Raw genomic sequence first — 17,096 nt, 5'->3', positions numbered from 1 at the left:
GCTTCGGGAAGCACGAAGCCCGACCGCACTGCACTCGACCAGGAAAGGGACCTCCCCATGGCTGTAAGCCTGTCCAAGGGCGGCAACGTCTCGCTCACCAAGGAGGCACCGGGCCTGACCGCCGTCACGGTGGGCCTCGGCTGGGACGTCCGCACCACCACCGGCACCGACTTCGACCTCGACGCCTCCGCGATCGCGGTCAACAACGGCGGAAGGGTCGTCTCCGACGGCCACTTCGTCTTCTTCAACAACAAGTCCACGCCGGACCAGTCCATCGTCCACACCGGCGACAACCGCACCGGCGAGGGCGGCGGCGACGACGAGCAGATCAACGTCAACCTCTCCGGCCTCGCCGCGGACGTGGACAAGATCGTCTTCCCGGTCTCCATCTACGACGCCGAGAACCGCGGCCAGAACTTCGGCCAGGTGCGCAACGCCTACATCCGCATCGTGAACCAGGCGGGTGGCGCGGAGATCGCCCGCTACGACCTGAGCGAGGACGCCGCCACCGAGACCGCCATGGTCTTCGGCGAGCTGTACCGCAACGGCGCGGAGTGGAAGTTCCGCGCGGTCGGCCAGGGTTACGCCTCGGGCCTCGTCGGCATCGCCCAGGACTTCGGCGTCAACGTCTGACACACGCGCCCCGGAGGTCCCGTCCGCCGTCCCGGCCGGGACCTCCGGCACCTCACGCCCCTTCGGCACCTCACGCCCCGGAAACGGCCGACGGCTGCGGGTGCGGCCGGCGGGTGCGGGTGCGGCGGACGGCGGGTTTCACGGCTTCGCGGGCCTGCCGTCCCCGTACAGCCACACGTCCCACAGCTCCGTGAGGTCCTCGCCGGTCCTCTCCTCCACGAAGGCGGTGAAGTCCTCCGTGGAGGCGTTGCCGTGGCGGTGCTCCTGCGGCCAGTCCTTCAGCAGAGCGAAGAACGCGTCATCGCCGATCGCCTGCCGGACCTTGTGGAGGACCATCGCCCCGCGCCCGTACACCGGTGCCCCGAGGAGGTCGTCCGTCGGCGGGTCGGCGGGCGGGAAGGCCCAGTTGCCGTCGTCCTCGAACTCCTTCTCGAAGCGTTCCCGCGCCGGAACGTGCCTGAAGTCCTCGTCGTACAGCCACTCCGCGTACGTCGCGAAGGCCTCGTTCAGCCACACGTCCTTCCACGCCTTCGGCGAGACCGAGTTGCCGTACCACTGGTGGGCCATCTCATGGACGAGGAACTCCTCGTTGAACGCGCCGGCCGGATACACGGGCCGCGTCTGCGTCTCCAGCGCGTAGTTCACATCGTCCGCGCGCTCGACGATCGCCCCGGTGGAGGAGAAGGGGTACGGGCCGAAGTTCTCCTGCGCCCACTGCAGCACCTCGGGGATACGGGCGCGCACCTTCTCGCTCTGCGCGGCGACGGTCCTGTCCACCGCCGTGAACTCGGGCACGCCCCGTGCGGGGCGTGAGGTCCTCACGTCGTACTCGCCGACGCCGACGGTCGCGAGATAGCTCGACATCGGCTCGGGCGAGTGCCACGCGAACGCGGTCCTGCTGCCGCCGGCCACGGGCCGCCGGGACCTGAGCTCCCCGTTGGATACGGCGGTGAGCCCCTGCGGCACGGTGACGGTGACGTCGTACGTGGCCTTGTCGCTGGGGTGGTGGTTGCCGGGGAACCATGCCATCGAGCCCTGCGGCTCGCCGAGCGCGAGGGCCCCGTCCTCGGTCTTCAGCCAGCCCTCCTCGGAGCCGTCCGGGTCCTTCACGGCCTTCGGGCTGCCCGAGTACCGGACCACGGTCCTGAAGGTGCTGCCCTCGGCGACGGGCTCGCGCGGGCGGACGCCGAGCTCGTCGCCCGAGCGGACGGTTTCGGCGGGTGCGCCGTCCACGGTCACGCCGTCGACGGTCAGACCGTGCAGGTCGAGGTTGAAGGCGCTGAGGTCCTGGGTGGCCCGAGCGGTGATGGTCGCGGTGCCGCCGAGCCGGTTCGGCTTCGGGTCGTAGTCCAGGGCGAGGCCGTAGTGCTGTACGTCGTAGCCGCCGTTGCCCTGGCCGGGGAAATACGGGTCGCCCAGCCCCGCGGCTCCAGGCCTGCCACCGGCGCCGCTCCCCGTGCAGGCGGAAGCCGTGAGCACGAGGAGGGCGGCGACGGGCGCCAGGGCACGGAGGAGGCATCGCTGGTCCACATGGCGATCCTATGTGTGGAATGTCCGACTCCGTCAGGCGGTGCGGTGCTCTGCCGCACGTGCGGCGCACCGCGCCCTTCCCTCACCTGGGCGGTACTCCTGGCGCGGGCAGCACGGCGCGCGGGCCACCGGGCGAGGGCGGCCACCCGAACGTGCGAACGAGTCTCGTTGCCGTGACACCATCGGAGCGTGCTCGACATCGGCTACTCCCTCTCCCGGCGGTTCCCGGACCCTCCGCAGACCGACTACCGGACCGCGGACGTCCGCGCCCTGCGCCACGACCTCTTCTGCGGCGACGTCTACCTCGCGGACACCACGGCAGACCGTGAGGTGTCCACGGCGTGGGGATGGGTACCGGTGCTCGACTTCGCATGGGCCCTGTGCGACATCGTGGAGCGGCTGGACCGGGACCCGAAGGGCAGCCGGGCAGCGCACCCGCAGTACGCGGAGATCGACTTCACCGAGTCGACCGACCGCATGCTCTTCGAACGCCGCTTCGGCTGGGTGGACGTCGAGGCCGACTGGATGCCCGGCGACGAGGCCCCGCTCACCTTCAACCACGGCGAACTGCGCCGCGAGGCACGTGACTTCCTGCACGACCTCGTCGCCGACCTCACCGACATGCACGAGGGGCTCGCCGGCAACCCCGTCGTCTGGGACCTCCAGGCCCGCTTCCCCCGCCTGCCCTGAGGCACCCGGCCTCCCCTCGCGCCCCTGCCACGCAGGCGTCCCGCCCCGGAAGCCCGCCCCGCGGCGCACCCCGCGCTCAGTCCTCCACGCGCACCCCTGCCTGCGCCGCGAACGCCGGTGCCAGGTAAAGAAGTTGAGCCGTACTGATCACCGCTCCCGACAGACCCTCCACGCCCCGGGCGAGATCGAGCTCGGTCACCTGCCGCAGATCGACGTCCCGCATCCGGGCTCCGCCGAAGTCGGCCCCGCGCAGCACGCAGTCGCGGAACTCCACCCGCTCCAGCCGCGCGGCCCCGAAGTCCGGCTCCGACAGCACGCACCCCTCGAAGACCACGTCCTTCAGCCTGGCGTGGCGCAGGTTCAGGTAGTCGATCTTCCCGCCCCGCACCACGACGCGCTCCAGCGCCGTGCCGTGCAGCTGCGCGCCGCCCAGCCGCGCGTCCACGACCTCCGTGTCCCGCAGGGAGGCGCCCGCGAGATCCGTCCCGACTCCGCGCACGCCCGTGAGAACCGAGTCGATGAACCGCGCGTTCACCAGCGAGGTCTCGTCCAGCACACAGTCCCGCAGCGCACAGTCCAGGAACCGCGCGCCCGCCCCCTCCCCGGCCGACAGATCCAGGCCGGCCAGCTCCACCCCGTCGTAGTCGCCGTCCGGCTCCAGCCCGCCGCCCTCGTACGGACGCAGCGACGGCAGCCGCACCTCCGGCCGCCGTGCCGCCGCCACCCGTGTCTTCCCGGTCCTCCGCACCACGGCCCCATGGTGACGCACACCACTGACAGCGCCCCGGCGCCGATGTCCCACAGCCCGCCCCGCCTGGACAGCCCAGCGGCCACCGGTGTACGAACGCCCCATGACGAGCACGATCAACGGCGGCATCTCCTTCTGGTACGCGGACGACGGCATACCCGCACCGCGCGAACCCCTGCCGGGCGACACGACCGCCGACGTGTGCATCGTCGGTGGCGGATACACAGGGCTGTGGACGGCCTACTACCTCAAGAAGGCCGTCCCCTTCCTCAACATCACCGTGCTCGAGGCCAAGTTCTGCGGCTACGGCGCCTCGGGACGCAACGGGGGCTGGCTCTACAACGGCATCGCGGGCCGCGACCGCTACGCCCGTCTCCACGGCCATGACGCCGCCGTACGCCTCCAGCAGGCCATGAACGACACCGTCGACGAGGTGGTCCGCACCGCCGCGGCGGAGGGCATCGACGCCGGCATCCACCAGGGCGGCGTACTCGAAGTCGCCTACACCCCCGCCCAGCTCGCGCGCCTCAGGGCCTTCCACGCGACCGAGATCGCCTTCGGCGAGAAGGACCGCGAACTGTACGGCGCCCGCGAGACCGCCGACCGCGTCCGTGTCGCCGGAGCCGTCGGCTCCAGCTGGACCCCGCACGGCGCCCGGCTGCACCCGGTCAGGCTCCTCAAGGGACTCGCCGGCGCCGTCGAGTCACTCGGCGTCACCGTCCACGAGTCCACCCCCGTCACGGAGATCAGGCCCAAGCACGCGGTCACTCCGTACGGCACCGTCCGCGCCCCCTACGTCCTGCGCTGCACCGAGGGTTTCACCGCCTCGCTGTCTCACCAGCGCCGGACCTGGCTGCCCATGAACTCCTCCATGATCGCCACAGAGCCGCTCCCCGAGGAGGTCTGGAACCAGATCGGCTGGTCCGGCCGCGAGACCCTCGGCGACATGGCCCACGCGTACATGTACGCCCAGCGCACCGCCGACGACCGCATCGCGCTCGGCGGCCGGGGCGTCCCCTACCGCTACGGTTCCCGAACGGACAACGACGGCAGCACCCGCGCCGCCACCGTCGACGCCCTCCGGGCCGTGCTCATCCGGTTCTTCCCCCAGCTGACCGGCACGGAGATCACCCACGCCTGGTCCGGTGTCCTCGGCGTCCCCCGCGACTGGTGCGCCACGGTCACCCTGGACCGCGCAACCGGCCTCGGCTGGGCGGGCGGCTACGTCGGCTCCGGCGTGGCGACGGCGAACCTCGCCGCCCGCACCCTCCGCGACCTCATCCAGCAGGACTCCGGCCAGGCCGGCCCCACCGATCTCACCGCGCTCCCCTGGGTCAACCACAAGGTCCGCAAGTGGGAACCGGAACCCCTGCGCTGGCTCGGCGTCCACACCCTCTACGCCGCCTACCGCCGCGCCGACCTCCGTGAACTCACCCACCACACGGCGGAGACGGCACGCCTCGCCACCCTGGCGAACCGGATCTCGGGCCGAGGCTGACCGCATCGGCGCCCGGACGGTGGACGACCGCCGGCAACGGCGAGGACGGACCTCTCGCCGGAGTCGTTGACGTCGCCCCACTCGGCGGGGGCAGGGTTGTGCGCCTGCCGGGCCGTCCGACACGGGGTTCACCACCGGCGGCCGCACGGAGCGGGGCCAAGCGCCGCCGCCGCATCCGCCGAACGCCAGATGCCCCGGCTCGGAGACGATCCGAGCCGGGGCATCGCGGGAGCCCCCTGTCGGATTCGAACCGACGACCTACGCATTACAAGTGCGTTGCTCTGGCCAGCTGAGCTAAGGAGGCACTGCGGACGAGTGTAACCGGACCAGCGCGCGTGCCCGCCGGGAATTCCGGTGCCGTCGACTACTGACAGAACGGCCGGCGCAGGGTACCGTCACCCGAAGTTCACTTCGGTGGACTAGACCCATCCTTCCTTTACTCGGATCGTCCGGCACGTTCCTGCCGGTGAAGGGACGCATCACCATGGCCACTGTCACGTTCGACAAGGCGACCCGGATCTACCCGGGCTCCACGAAGCCCGCGGTCGACGGGCTCGAAATCGAGATCGAGGACGGCGAGTTCCTCGTTCTCGTCGGCCCGTCCGGCTGCGGCAAGTCGACCTCCCTGCGGATGCTCGCCGGGCTCGAGGACGTCAACGGCGGAGCGATCCGCATCGGTGACCGCGACGTCACCCACCTCCCGCCGAAGGACCGGGACATCGCCATGGTGTTCCAGAACTACGCCCTCTACCCGCACATGACCGTCGCCGACAACATGGGCTTCGCGCTCAAGATCGCCGGCGTCAACAAGGCCACCATCCGGCAGAAGGTCGAGGAGGCCGCGAAGATCCTCGACCTGACCGAGTACCTGGACCGCAAGCCGAAGGCGCTGTCCGGCGGTCAGCGGCAGCGTGTGGCGATGGGCCGCGCCATCGTGCGCGAGCCGCAGGTCTTCCTCATGGACGAGCCGCTGTCGAACCTCGACGCCAAGCTCCGCGTCTCGACGCGTACGCAGATCGCGAGCCTCCAGCGCCGCCTCGGGATCACCACGGTGTACGTGACGCACGACCAGGTCGAGGCCATGACGATGGGCGACCGCGTCGCCGTGCTGAAGGACGGCCTGCTGCAGCAGGTCGACTCGCCGCGGAACATGTACGACCGCCCGGCGAACCTGTTCGTCGCCGGCTTCATCGGCTCCCCGGCCATGAACCTCGTCGAGGTGCCGATCACCGACGGCGGTGTGAAGTTCGGCAACAGCGTCGTCCCCGTGAGCCGTGAGGCGCTGTCGGCGGCCGCGGACCGCGGCGACCGCAGCGTGACGGTCGGCGTGCGCCCCGAGCACTTCGACGTGGTGGAGCTGAACGGAGCCGCCGCCGGGTCGTTGTCCAAGGACACCGACGACGCCCCGGCGGGCCTCGCCGTCACCGTGAACGTGGTCGAGGAGCTCGGCGCGGACGGTTATGTCTACGGCACCGCCGAGGTCGGCGGCGAGAAGAAGGACCTCGTGGTCCGGGTCAACGGCCGGTCCGTTCCCGAGAAGGGCTCGGAGCTGCACGTCGTCCCGCGGCCGGGCGAGACGCACGTCTTCTCGACGTCGACGGGCGAGCGCCTGAGCGACTGACGCACCACGGCACATGGCGGCGGCTCCCTCGCCTTCCGCGAGGGAGCCGCCGCCATGTGTCGATAAATACCCCGCCAAACCGGGCAATTCCCACACCGGCGTCAACCTGCGATTCGAAAGATTCCCTCGAACCATCCCCCGCGGGGGTGACTAAATGTCTCCACGTCACTACCGGCCGCTACGCTCGCCTGCGTGACCCAGACAGCAGCCCGCCGTATCGGCCGTACTCTCGCCCTCGTCCTGCCCGTCGTCCTGGTGCTCTCCGGAACCCTGGCGGTCACCAGCGTCCCGTGGGCCAACCGCAGCACCGAGTCCCAGATGCTCACCGCGTCCTCGGAGAACGTTTCGGTCCGCGCCGCGTCCCGCGCCCCGCACGAGGTCCTCCGCGAGAAGCTCCTCACGGACCTGCAGCAGAGGGACCCGGGTGTCGCGCTCACCAATCTCCAGCGCGCCGTCGAGGGCAGGCCGTCACTGGCTCGGCACTGCATGACGATCGCCCGCGACCTGGGCCGTGCCGCCGTAGCCCGCTACGGGCCCACGCGCGCCCAGTCGTTCTCCCGCCCCGTCTGCGACACCTCCTTCGCCACCGGCGTCTCCCAGCAGGCACAGGGCAACTGGGGCGGCTGACGCCCCGCCCGGCCGAGAGCGGCCGAAGGGGCGGGGCCGGAGGACCCGCGGGAGGGGCACCGCATATCGTGCCCCTATGCAGACCCATCCGACCCAGGCCGTGGTCCTGGCGGGCGGCCAGGGCTCCCGGCTGCGCCCGTACACCGACGACCGCCCCAAGCCGATGGTCGAGATCCCCGGAACCGGGACCCCGATCATCGGCCATCAGCTTTCCTGGCTCGCCGCCGAGGGCGTCACGGACGTCGTGGTCTCGTGCGGACACCTCGCCGAAGTGCTGCAGGAGTGGCTCGACTCCGCCGTACTGCCGCTACGCGTCACGACCGTGGTCGAGACGGAGCCGCTGGGCCGCGGTGGTGGCCTGAAGCACGCCGCGAAGAGCCTCCCGCACCCGGACGAGCCCTGGTACGCGACGAACGGCGACATCTGGACCCGCTTCTCGCTGCTTGAGATGGCCGACTTCCACGCGGAACGCGACGCCACCGCCACGCTCGCCCTGGCCCGCCCCCGTATTCCGTGGGGCGCCGTGGAGACGGACGAGTTCGGCCACGTCCTCGACTTCATCGAGTCGCCGCCGTCGCCGTATCTGATCAACGCCGGCGTGTACGTGTTCTCGGCGGCCTTCACGGATCTGCTGCCCGACCGAGGCGACCACGAGCGGACCACGTTCCCCCGGCTGGCACGGGAGCGCTCACTGGCCGGGTTCCCGCTGCCGCAGGGGGCGTACTGGCGGGCGATCGACACGGCCAAGGACCTCACCGAGGCCGCGAGGGAACTCACCTCCCAGCCACGCTGAGACACCCGCGCCTCGCCCCGACACCCCCCGCACGGCACACCTTTCGCAACGCGCCTCTCGACGCACCGCTGCACGGCGCGCTCCTCGGCACCGCACCGCTTTCCCCGCGGATGGGGGCGGGGGGCGAGCCGGGGCCGGGTGTTCCTGTGCCCGACCCGAAGGGCCGGGCATCGGCGAAGGGCGGCCATCGAGCACCACTCGCGCTCCATGACCGCCCTTCCCCTCCGACCGCCGCCCCTGGACCGTGTGCGGCCCAGTGCCGTGACCGGATGGGTTCACCGGCTCGGGACGCCCCGCGCGGCACCTCCCTGCGGCGTCGCATCACCCGAGTGCGTCCCGTACGAGGGCGGTCCTCCGCCGGGGGAAGCCCCGCACCGGACGCCGCGCGCCGGTCCCCCGCGATTGCGGGACGGCCCTCAGCCGAGGAGACCGCCGATCGGGTTCCGGTTGCCGCCGCCGCTGCCACCGCCGTTGCCGCCGCCCGTACCGCCGTTGCCGCCGCCGTCGGAGCCTCCGACCGAACCACCCGTACCGCCGTCCGTGCCGCCCGAGTCGCCGGCTCCGGACGAGGACGGGCCCGAGCTGCCGGACGGCGGGTCCACGGGCTCGGACTGGACGGGAGCCTGCTGCCCGTCGGTGCCCCGGGACTCGCTGGGCCGGCCCACCTCGCCGGCGCTGCCGGTCTCACCGGCCGTCTCGGACGGCTCGGCCCGCTCCGCGGCGGGGCTGCTCGACTCGCTCCTGGCGGGCTGGGCGGTCCGCTCGGCCTGCTGGGTCGGGCTGCGCCGCCCGGACTCGCTGGGGAGCGCGGCGCCCGGGAGATGGTTGGTCGGGTCCGCGTTCGGGCCGGGGACGGTCACGAGTTCCGTGGAGCGTACGGCGCCGCCCAGGACCGAGCCCACCAGCAGCGTCAGACCGACGACGACGGCGGCGACGATGCCGCCGCGCCGCAGCACGCGGCGCCGCAGCTCCCACAGTTCGGAACGCGGGCCGAGCTTGCGCCAGGCCTCGCCCGCGAGGCGGCCGTCGACGGAGTAGACGGGTGCGCCGGCGATGATCAGCGGCGACCAGGCGGCGAGGTTCATGATGTCCGGCGCGTCGTACACCGGGACGGTCCGCCAGCTGACGGTCATGATCAGGGCGGCGGAGAGCGACGCGCCCACGACGGCCGCGACACGCTGCCACAGACCGAGGACGGTGAGGACGCCGACCACGACCTGGAGGAACGCGACGGTGAGTCCCGCGCCGACCGGGTGGGCGAGGGCGAAGTCGCGCAGGGGCTCCGCGAGGGTCCAGGGCTCCAGGGAGGCCAGCCACTTGATCATGGAGCCGCGCTCGCCGCCGTCGAAGTACACGGGGTCGCAGAGCTTGCCCATACCGGCGTAGACGGAGATGAGGCCGAGGAAGACGCGGAGCGGGAGCAGGACGACGCCGAGGTTCATCCGGCGGCCGGGGTAGTAGGCGTGCCGGACGCCGGCGTGCGAGGCGGTCGCGGTCCGGCGGCCGTCGTGGGCGTCTCGGCCGTCGCGGAGACCGAAGTCGGTCGCCTCCTCGGCCTCCTCGCCGTACGGCTCGTAGGCGTCGTACGCGCCCTCCGCCTGCCGCATCGGGGGCAGCAACGGCTCCCTGCGCTGGGCGCCGATGAGGGGAGTGGCCAGGGTGTCCGGGGCGGAGGCCACGTCGACCCGGGGCATGACCTGCGTGGCGGCGCCGAGATCGAGGCCGCGCCCGCCGTCGAAGGCCCGGGTGTCGTCGAACGCGGGGCGGCCGTCGTACCCGCGCCCGGCATGGGTGACGGATCCCGCACTGCGCACGGCCTGCAGCAACCCCGAGGCCCCGGGGTCGCCCGGGGCGGACTTCCCGCTCCATACGACGGGTGCCCTGCGCCGGGCCACGGTACGCGCACCGGCGCCACTGAGGGCGGGGATCCTGGTGGTGTCGACCATGCCCCGGACGGGGCGCCTGGTCTGACTGGGGCCGAGCTTCACCCGGAAGCTGGCGTGGTTCACGATGACCTGCGCCGGGTCGCAGTCCACCTTGGGGGTGTTCAGGGGGAGCTGATCGTCGAACCCGGGCCTGGGCGTTCTGGTGTCCACACTCATCTAACCGAGTGACCTGTCCTTAGGACACTGCCTTGACGGCCCCGGAATGTCCGAGACCCGTCAAGATCGTTCCCGGCTCGGGCGCCGCCCCTGCGGCCCGGCGCGGAGCGCGCGCCGGGCATGCACCCCCGACGTGCGCCGACAACGGCGCGGCCCCGGCTCCGAAGGCTCCGACCGGCCCCGCCGGTGTGCTGCCGACCCCGGGTCCGGAGGCGCCGTCGGCCTCCGTCAGCCCCGGCGGCGCGCTGCCTCGTAGAGGACCACGCCCGCCGCGACACCGGCGTTGAGGGACTCCGCCCCGCCCGGCATGGGGATGCGGACGCGGAAGTCGCAGGTCTCGCCGACGAGTCGGGACAGCCCCTTGCCCTCGCTGCCGACGACGATGACGACTGGCCCGTCGAGGGCCTCGAGCTCTCCGACCTCGACCTCGCCGTCCGCCGAGAGACCGACCACGGTGATGCCCGCCTTCTGGTAGGCCTCCAGGGCCCGGGTCAGATTGGTGGCACGGGCCACCGGGGTACGGGCCGCGGTGCCTGCGGAGGTCTTCCAGGCTCCGGCGGTCATGCCCGCCGCCCGGCGCTCCGGCACCACCACGCCGTGTCCTCCGAACGCCGCGACGGAACGGACGACCGCGCCCAGGTTCCGCGGGTCGGTGACCCCGTCGAGGGCCACGATCAGCGGGTCCTCGCCGTCGTCGAACGCGGCGGCCGCGAGGTCCTCGGGGTGGGCGTACTCGTACGGCGGGACCTGCAGGACGAGGCCCTGGTGGTTGAGCCCGTTCGTCATCCGGTCCAGCTCGGCGCGCGGCGCCTCCATCAGGTGGATGTTGCCGCGCTGCCCGGCGAGCTGCAGCGCCTCGCGCACCCGCTCGTCGTTGTCGATGAACTGCTGGACGTACAGGGTGGTCGCGGGCACGCCGTCGCGCAGTGCCTCGAAGACGGGGTTGCGGCCGACGACCATCTCGGACGAGCCCCTGCCACCGCGGCGGGCGACGGGACGCCGCTGGGCCTGCTTGGCCTTGGCGTTGGCGATGCGGTTCTTCACATGGCCCTTGCGCGCGGACGCGGGCGGGGTCGGGCCCTTGCCCTCGAGGGAGCGGCGCCGCTTGCCACCGCTGCCGACCGTCGCGCCCTTCTTGTTGGACGTGCGGCGGTTCCTGCGCTGGCTGTTCCCGGCCATGACTACCTGTTTCCCTGGATCCTCGTGGGTCCCGGACGGTGCCGCTCGGGTCCCATGTGCGTGTGTGCGTACGTATGAAAGTGTGCCGCCCGGCCCCCCGGGCGGCACATTGTCGCCGGTCAGCGCGGTGCGAGTGTCCAGCGCGGGCCGTCGGGGCCGTCCTCGACGGCCAGCCCGGACTGGTTCAGCTGGTCCCGGATCGCGTCGGCGGTGGCCCAGTCCTTGCGGGCCCGCGCGGACTCCCGCTGCTGGAGGACGAGCCGGACGAGGGTGTCGACCACGCCGTGCAGGTCCTCGCCGCGGTCGGCCTCGCCCGCCCAGTGCGGGTCCAGCGGGTCGAGACCGAGGACGCCGAGCATGGCGCGCACCTCGGCGAGCCGGGCGACGGCCTCCTCCTTGTCGTCGGCGGCCAGCGCCGAGTTGCCCTGGCGCACGGTCGTGTGCACGATCGCGAGCGCCTGCGGGACGCCCAGGTCGTCGTCCATGGCCTCGGCGAACGCGGGCGGCACCTCGACGGCGGGAGCGACCGTCTTCCCCGCCTTCTCGGTGACCCGCTGGATGAAGCCCTCGATCCGCGCGAACGCCGACTCGGCCTCGCGCAGGGCCTCCTCGCTGTACTCGATCATCGAGCGGTAGTGCGGGGTGCCCAGGTAGTAGCGCAGGACGACGGGCCGCCAGTTCCTCACCATCTCGCTCACGAGGACCGAGTTGCCGAGCGACTTCGACATCTTCTCGCCGCTCATGGTCACCCAGGCGTTGTGCACCCAGTACGACGCGAAGTCGTCGCCGAAGGCCTTCGCCTGCGCGATCTCGTTCTCATGGTGGGGGAAGACCAGGTCGAGCCCGCCGCCGTGGATGTCGAAGGCGGAGCCGAGGTACTTGTGGGCCATGGCCGAGCACTCCAGGTGCCATCCGGGCCGGCCGCGTCCCCACGGGGTCTCCCAGGACGGCTCCCCCGGCCGCTCCGCCTTCCACATGGCGAAGTCGCGTGCGTCGCGCTTGCCGGTCTCGTTCTCCCCGGTGGGCTGACGCAGATCGTCGATGTCCTGGTTGGAGAGTTCGAGGTAGCCGGGGAACGACCGCACGTCGAAGTAGACGTTGCCGTCGGCCTCGTAGGCGTGGCCGCGCTCGATGAGGCCGCGCATCATCTCGACCATCTCGGTGATGTGGCCGGTGGCGCGCGGCTCGTAGCTCGGCGGCAGGCAGCCGAGGGCCTCGTACCCCGCGCTGAACGCGCGCTCGTTCTCGTACCCGATCGCCCACCAGGGGCGTCCCTGGTCGGCGGACTTGGTGATGATCTTGTCGTCGATGTCCGTCACATTGCGGACGAACGTGACGTCGTAGCCGCGGTACTCGAACCAGCGGCGCATGATGTCGAAGTTGAGTCCGGACCTGATGTGCCCGATGTGCGGAGCGGACTGCACGGTCGCGCCACACAGGTAGATCGAGACACAGCCCGGCGTGAGCGGGACGAAGTCGCGGATCTGCCGGGCGCTGGTGTCGTACAGCCGAATAGTCACGCCTCAAGAGTAGTGGGCCGCCGACAGTGCCCCGCGCCCCTGTGGGACGCGGGGACCGGATTGTGACCGGGAGGCGCGCCACGGCCCGCGGCCGGTTCAGGCCAGCGGTCCGACGACCTTCCGGGGGGTGACCCGGACGACCACGCGGGGCGCGTCCTTGCCCGACTCCGGATTGAACTCCGCGTACCTCTTGCCGGTGTACTTCACGGCCAGTTCGTCGATCAACTCCTGGCCGCCCTCCTCGGTGAGGGTGACGGTGCCGCGGACCTCGGCGTAGGTGTACGGCTCGTCGACGGGCTGGACGACCACGGTGGCCCGCGGATCGCGCCGGAGGTTCTTCTCCTTGCGCCGGCCGAGGGTCGTGGAGATCAGCAGGTCGTTCCCGTCACGCTTGACCCACACGGGGGAGACCTGAGGGCTGCCGTCGGGCTGGATGGTGGCGAGGTCGACGAACACGGGGCCGTCGAGGATGTCCTTGAGATTGTCGCTGAGTGCGGCGGTCACGGGGGTCCTTCCTGGACTTCGGCGCGCTGGGGTGCGTGCGCAGGAATTCGTTGACGTCACAACCGCATCTACCCCACCGAGGGTCCCGTACGGCTCAGGACGCGCGGAAGACGAGTGCCGTGGCGATCGCGGCCAGTCCTTCGGCCCTGCCGGTCAGTCCGAGCCCGTCGGTCGTCGTCCCGGAGACGGCGACCGGGGCGCCGGCCGCGGCGCTCAGTGCCTTCTGCGCCTCGTCCCGGCGCTTGCCGATCTTCGGGCGCACTCCGATCACCTGCACCGCGATGTTGCCGATCTCGAAGCCCTCCGCGCGGACGATCCTGGCCGCCTCGGCGAGCAGCGTGACGCCGGAGGCACCGGACCACTCGGGCCGGCCGGTCCCGAAGTGCGCGCCGAGATCGCCGACGCCCGCGGCGGAGAACAGGGCGTCGCAGGCGGCGTGGGCGGCGACGTCCCCGTCGGAGTGACCGGCGAGGCCCCAGCCGTCGGAGTCCTCCCAGAGGAGCCCCGCGCACCACAGTTCGCGGCCCTGCTCGTAGGCGTGGACATCGGTGCCGATGCCGACGAGCGGCAGTGCGGGGGTGGGCGCCGTGGGCGGCACCGGCTTGTCAGAAGCCATCGTTGGCCCTCCTGCGGGCGAGCACGGCCTCGGCGAGGACGAGGTCGAGCGGACGGGTCACCTTGAACGCCTCCTCGTGGCCGGGCACGACCACCACCGGGGCGCCGATGCGCTCGACCATCCCCGCGTCGTCGGTGGCACCCTCACCGCTGAGCGCGACGGTCTCGTGGGCGCGGACGAGCGTGTCGCGGTCGAAGCCCTGCGGCGTCTGCACGGCGCGCAGCCGCGCGCGCTCGGGCGTGGCGACGACGGGCTCGGGCTCGCCCTTCTCCCGCGGCTCGACCTCCTTGACGGTGTCGGCGAGCGGCAGGGCGGGGACGACGGCCGGCGCCCCGTCGAGTACGGCCGCGACCACGGCGTCGACGGTGTCGACGGGGACGAGCGGGCGGGCCGCGTCGTGCACGAGAACGGTGCCGATGGTCTCGGGCAGCGCTTCGAGGCCGAGGCGTACGGACTCCTGGCGGGTGTCGCCGCCCGGCACGACGAGGTAGTCGGTCCGCTCGGGGAGCGCGTGCGCGTCGAGGAGGTTCTTGACCTCCGGGGCGCCGTCCGCGGGGGCGACCACGACGACGAGCGAGACGGCGCGCGAGGCCGCCATGGCGCGTACGGCGTGGATCAGCATGGGCGTGCCGTTGAGCGCGCGGAGCGCCTTGGGGGCGCCCGGGCCGAGCCGTACGCCCCGGCCTGCCGCGGGAATCACCACGGCGGTGCGGCCCGTGCGCGTCTGTTCTGACATCGGTTCCACTCCGGAGATCAAAGTCGCGGGAAGTCGCGGGAAGCCGCCGGAAGCCGGATAAGAACGGCCCCCTTTTTTCGGCATGCCCAGGGGGAATTGACATGGCCAGGTTTGTTCACTCGGCCGATATGGGTATGGCCTGGGCGTACCCCGACCGAGGGTCGGGGAGCGCCGGGCGCGACGCCCTCGACCGGACCCTTCCGTGACGACCGGTCGAGCCGGCCGTCCGCCCGGCCCGGCACACCGGAGGGCAGGGGACGGGGGACACACAGCCGGGGACGGAACGACCAGCGATGGGCGCGGTGAGCATGCCGCAGTGCCCGACGACACAACCTTCCAGCTGGGTCAGCGGGCACCGCGGCATTCAGTTCTGCACCGTGGACGCGCGCCTGGCGCCGACCGCCGGCCTCAGGCCCTGCTTCACGGCAGGACGCGCGTCAGGACGCGAGGACCTCGTCGAGCAGGGCCTCGGCCTTGTCCTCGTTGGTGTTCTCCGCGAGAGCCAGCTCGCTCACCAGGATCTGGCGAGCCTTGGCCAGCATGCGCTTCTCTCCGGCGGAGAGACCGCGCTCACGCTCGCGGCGCCACAGGTCGCGCACCACTTCGGCGACCTTGATGACGTCGCCGGAGGCGAGCTTCTCGAGATTTGCCTTGTAGCGACGGGACCAGTTCGTCGGCTCCTCGGCGTACGGCGCGCGCAGCACGTCGAAGACCCGGTCCAGCCCGTCCTGACCGACCACGTCGCGCACACCGACGAGATCCGCATTGTCCGCCGGCACACGAACCGTCAAGTCGCCCTGGGCGACCTTGAGCACCAAGTAGGTCTTGTCCACGCCTTTGATCTGGCGAGTTTCGATGGCCTCGATCAGCGCGGCCCCGTGATGGGGATAGACCACGGTGTCGCCAACCTTGAACGTCATGTGACAGGTACCCCTTCCGTGGCTATCCAGGGTAACACGAGAACGGCTTCTTCTGAATGGCGTTTTCGCAGGTCAGGGCATATCTCGGGGCTTGACAACAGCAACACGGACGTGCTGCGGACAGCTTCCGGAAGGGGGTATTCGCAGGTGGGAGCGGCTGCGCGGGCGCCCGGAAACGCGGGCGTTACCCGCCTCACAACCCCCTTCAGAGCGGACGAAAGTCCCGATTTGCCGGGTTCTCAGCAGTCTACTTCGTCTACTCCGTTCGAGGCTCGGTCACCCGTCCGGCGGGACGCCCGGGAGGGAATCCCGAATTGATCATCCGGAGATCGCCGGAAGACCACAGGAAGATCATCGCGGACCCGTCGCGGCTTTCCGGCGGAAAGCGCGGCGGCCGAGGAATTGACAACGGCGCTTATGTGAACGACTGATGAAATCCGGCCTGGCGCATCGTTCGGATCCGGCCGCGGGAGGGCGGCCGGGGCGCCCCGAACGTGTCGGGGCGGGTCGGGTGCGGGACGCCGACGGGGGGTCGGTAACCTAAGCCCGCTGACCGATCTTCACCCCGTCCGTACGTCCTAGGAGATGCCGCCGCCGTGAGCAGCAGCCTTCGACGCGGCGCCCTCGCCGCGACTGCCCTCCTGATCTCGATCGCCTCCCTCTCCGCATGCGCCGCGGGCAACGACGCGCAGACGCTCGGCGTCAGGCCGGACAACGCCGAGACCTCGGTGGGCGACATCAAGATCCAGAACGCGACGGTGATCACCCAGCCGCAGCCCGGCGTCCAGGGCCAGGCCGCCGTGTCGGCGACCCTGTTCAACGACGGCACCAAGGAGCAGACGCTCGACTCCGTCACGCTGCCGGGCACCAAGTCGACGGTGAAGCTGTCCGCCGCCACCGGTTCCGGCCCGATCACGTTGGCACCCGGCGGCTCGGTCGTCCTGGGCGGCAAGGGCAACCCCTCCGCCGTCATCGAGAACAGCGCCGAGGCCGGCCGGCTCGGCGACGTCCAGCGGATCGTCTTCCGCTTCAGCGAGACCGGCGACGTCACGATCGACGCCTTCGTCGTCCCGGCCGCCGGCTACTACCGCGACTACGGGCCGTCCAGCCTGCCCCAGCCCCCGGCCTCGTCCCCGGCCGCCAGCCCGACGGGCTCGGCCCCGGCGGAGGGCGCCCACGGCGACGAGGCCGAGGACGGCGGGAGCGGCGAGCACAGCGGGGAGCCGGAGGGCGGCGAGCACAACGGCGAGCCGACCCCGTCGGACTCCGCCTCCGCGTCCCAGGACGCCGGTCACTGACACCCGTCGCGCACGACGCGTGAGGCGGGGCGCGACGCCCGCGGCCCGCGCTCCGTGCCCCGGCGCCGCACCGAGCAGACG

General features: G+C 71.8%; 16 protein-coding genes and 1 tRNA gene. 7 read left to right on the top strand and 10 right to left on the bottom strand.

Features of this window, described 5'->3' with window-relative positions:
• Positions 1-57 precede the first annotated feature (57 nt).
• Positions 58-633, top strand: a complete 576-nt coding sequence (locus O7595_RS18195) for a TerD family protein (protein WP_269729706.1) — start codon at positions 58-60, stop codon at positions 631-633.
• 138 nt (positions 634-771) lie between these two features.
• On the opposite strand, the gene O7595_RS18190 is transcribed toward O7595_RS18195, so the two are convergent.
• A complete protein-coding gene (locus O7595_RS18190; protein WP_269729705.1) occupies positions 772-2,163 on the bottom strand; it encodes a M1 family metallopeptidase in 1,392 nt (463 codons plus the stop codon).
• Positions 2,164-2,352: 189 nt separating this feature from the next.
• Between O7595_RS18190 and O7595_RS18185 the strand changes: the two genes are divergently transcribed.
• Positions 2,353-2,853, top strand: coding sequence for a hypothetical protein (locus tag O7595_RS18185; RefSeq protein WP_269729704.1), 501 nt, complete (start codon positions 2,353-2,355; stop codon positions 2,851-2,853).
• 76 nt (positions 2,854-2,929) lie between these two features.
• Here O7595_RS18185 and O7595_RS18180 read toward each other — a convergent pair whose 3' ends face one another.
• The gene (locus O7595_RS18180; RefSeq protein ID WP_269729703.1) at positions 2,930-3,604 is read right to left on the bottom strand and encodes a pentapeptide repeat-containing protein; all 675 of its coding nucleotides are present in this window, start codon (positions 3,602-3,604) and stop codon (positions 2,930-2,932) included.
• Between the two features lie 100 nt (positions 3,605-3,704).
• Here O7595_RS18180 and O7595_RS18175 point away from each other — a divergent pair, with 100 nt between their 5' ends.
• Positions 3,705-5,099, top strand: coding sequence for an NAD(P)/FAD-dependent oxidoreductase (locus O7595_RS18175; protein ID WP_269729702.1), 1,395 nt, complete (start codon positions 3,705-3,707; stop codon positions 5,097-5,099).
• Positions 5,100-5,329: 230 nt separating this feature from the next.
• On the opposite strand, the gene O7595_RS18170 is transcribed toward O7595_RS18175, so the two are convergent.
• Positions 5,330-5,403 (bottom strand) — tRNA-Thr (locus tag O7595_RS18170).
• A 180-nt stretch (positions 5,404-5,583) separates the two neighbouring features.
• Between O7595_RS18170 and O7595_RS18165 the strand changes: the two genes are divergently transcribed.
• The 3 genes from O7595_RS18165 (at position 5,584) to O7595_RS18155 (ending at position 8,140) form a co-directional block, all read left to right on the top strand.
• Positions 5,584-6,720 (top strand): ABC transporter ATP-binding protein, encoded by a 1,137-nt coding sequence (locus O7595_RS18165; RefSeq protein ID WP_269729701.1) that lies wholly within the window; start codon positions 5,584-5,586, stop codon positions 6,718-6,720.
• A 192-nt stretch (positions 6,721-6,912) separates the two neighbouring features.
• Entirely contained in the window at positions 6,913-7,347 is a 435-nt protein-coding gene (locus O7595_RS18160) for a hypothetical protein (protein ID WP_269729700.1), read from the top strand.
• A 76-nt stretch (positions 7,348-7,423) separates the two neighbouring features.
• A complete protein-coding gene (locus tag O7595_RS18155) occupies positions 7,424-8,140 on the top strand; it encodes a nucleotidyltransferase family protein (protein WP_269729699.1) in 717 nt (238 codons plus the stop codon).
• 416 nt (positions 8,141-8,556) lie between these two features.
• On the opposite strand, the gene O7595_RS18150 is transcribed toward O7595_RS18155, so the two are convergent.
• The 7 genes from O7595_RS18150 to O7595_RS18120 form a co-directional block, all read right to left on the bottom strand.
• Positions 8,557-10,242: a DoxX family membrane protein gene (locus O7595_RS18150; protein WP_269729698.1), complete on the bottom strand. Its 1,686-nt coding sequence runs from the start codon at positions 10,240-10,242 to the stop codon at positions 8,557-8,559.
• A 228-nt stretch (positions 10,243-10,470) separates the two neighbouring features.
• Positions 10,471-11,421 (bottom strand): 23S rRNA (guanosine(2251)-2'-O)-methyltransferase RlmB, encoded by a 951-nt coding sequence (gene rlmB / locus O7595_RS18145; protein WP_269729697.1) that lies wholly within the window; start codon positions 11,419-11,421, stop codon positions 10,471-10,473.
• 119 nt (positions 11,422-11,540) lie between these two features.
• A complete protein-coding gene (gene cysS / locus O7595_RS18140) occupies positions 11,541-12,941 on the bottom strand; it encodes a cysteine--tRNA ligase (RefSeq protein WP_269729696.1) in 1,401 nt (466 codons plus the stop codon).
• A 96-nt stretch (positions 12,942-13,037) separates the two neighbouring features.
• Positions 13,038-13,445 carry a PPOX class F420-dependent oxidoreductase gene (locus O7595_RS18135; protein WP_269729695.1) on the bottom strand — a complete coding sequence of 136 codons (408 nt, stop codon included), beginning with the start codon at positions 13,443-13,445 and terminating at the stop codon, positions 13,038-13,040.
• Positions 13,446-13,539: 94 nt separating this feature from the next.
• Positions 13,540-14,061, bottom strand: coding sequence for a 2-C-methyl-D-erythritol 2,4-cyclodiphosphate synthase (ispF, locus tag O7595_RS18130; RefSeq protein ID WP_269729694.1), 522 nt, complete (start codon positions 14,059-14,061; stop codon positions 13,540-13,542).
• Positions 14,051-14,797: a 2-C-methyl-D-erythritol 4-phosphate cytidylyltransferase gene (ispD, locus tag O7595_RS18125; RefSeq protein WP_269729693.1), complete on the bottom strand. Its 747-nt coding sequence runs from the start codon at positions 14,795-14,797 to the stop codon at positions 14,051-14,053. The genes ispF and ispD overlap by 11 nt, the downstream gene beginning before the upstream one ends.
• Before the next feature lie 437 nt (positions 14,798-15,234).
• Positions 15,235-15,717, bottom strand: a complete 483-nt coding sequence (locus tag O7595_RS18120) for a CarD family transcriptional regulator (RefSeq protein ID WP_017945956.1) — start codon at positions 15,715-15,717, stop codon at positions 15,235-15,237.
• A gap of 596 nt (positions 15,718-16,313) precedes the next feature.
• On the opposite strand from O7595_RS18120, the gene O7595_RS18115 reads away from it, so the two are divergent.
• On the top strand, positions 16,314-17,015 hold the full coding sequence (locus O7595_RS18115) for a DUF461 domain-containing protein (protein WP_269729692.1): 702 nt from the start codon (positions 16,314-16,316) through the stop codon (positions 17,013-17,015).
• Positions 17,016-17,096: the final 81 nt, after the last annotated feature.

Source organism: Streptomyces sp. WMMC940, assembly GCF_027460265.1.
Taxonomy (GTDB): Bacteria; Actinomycetota; Actinomycetes; order Streptomycetales; family Streptomycetaceae; genus Streptomyces.
Note: the sequence above shows the minus strand (reverse complement) of the source record. Positions and strands in the feature narration are given on the sequence as shown.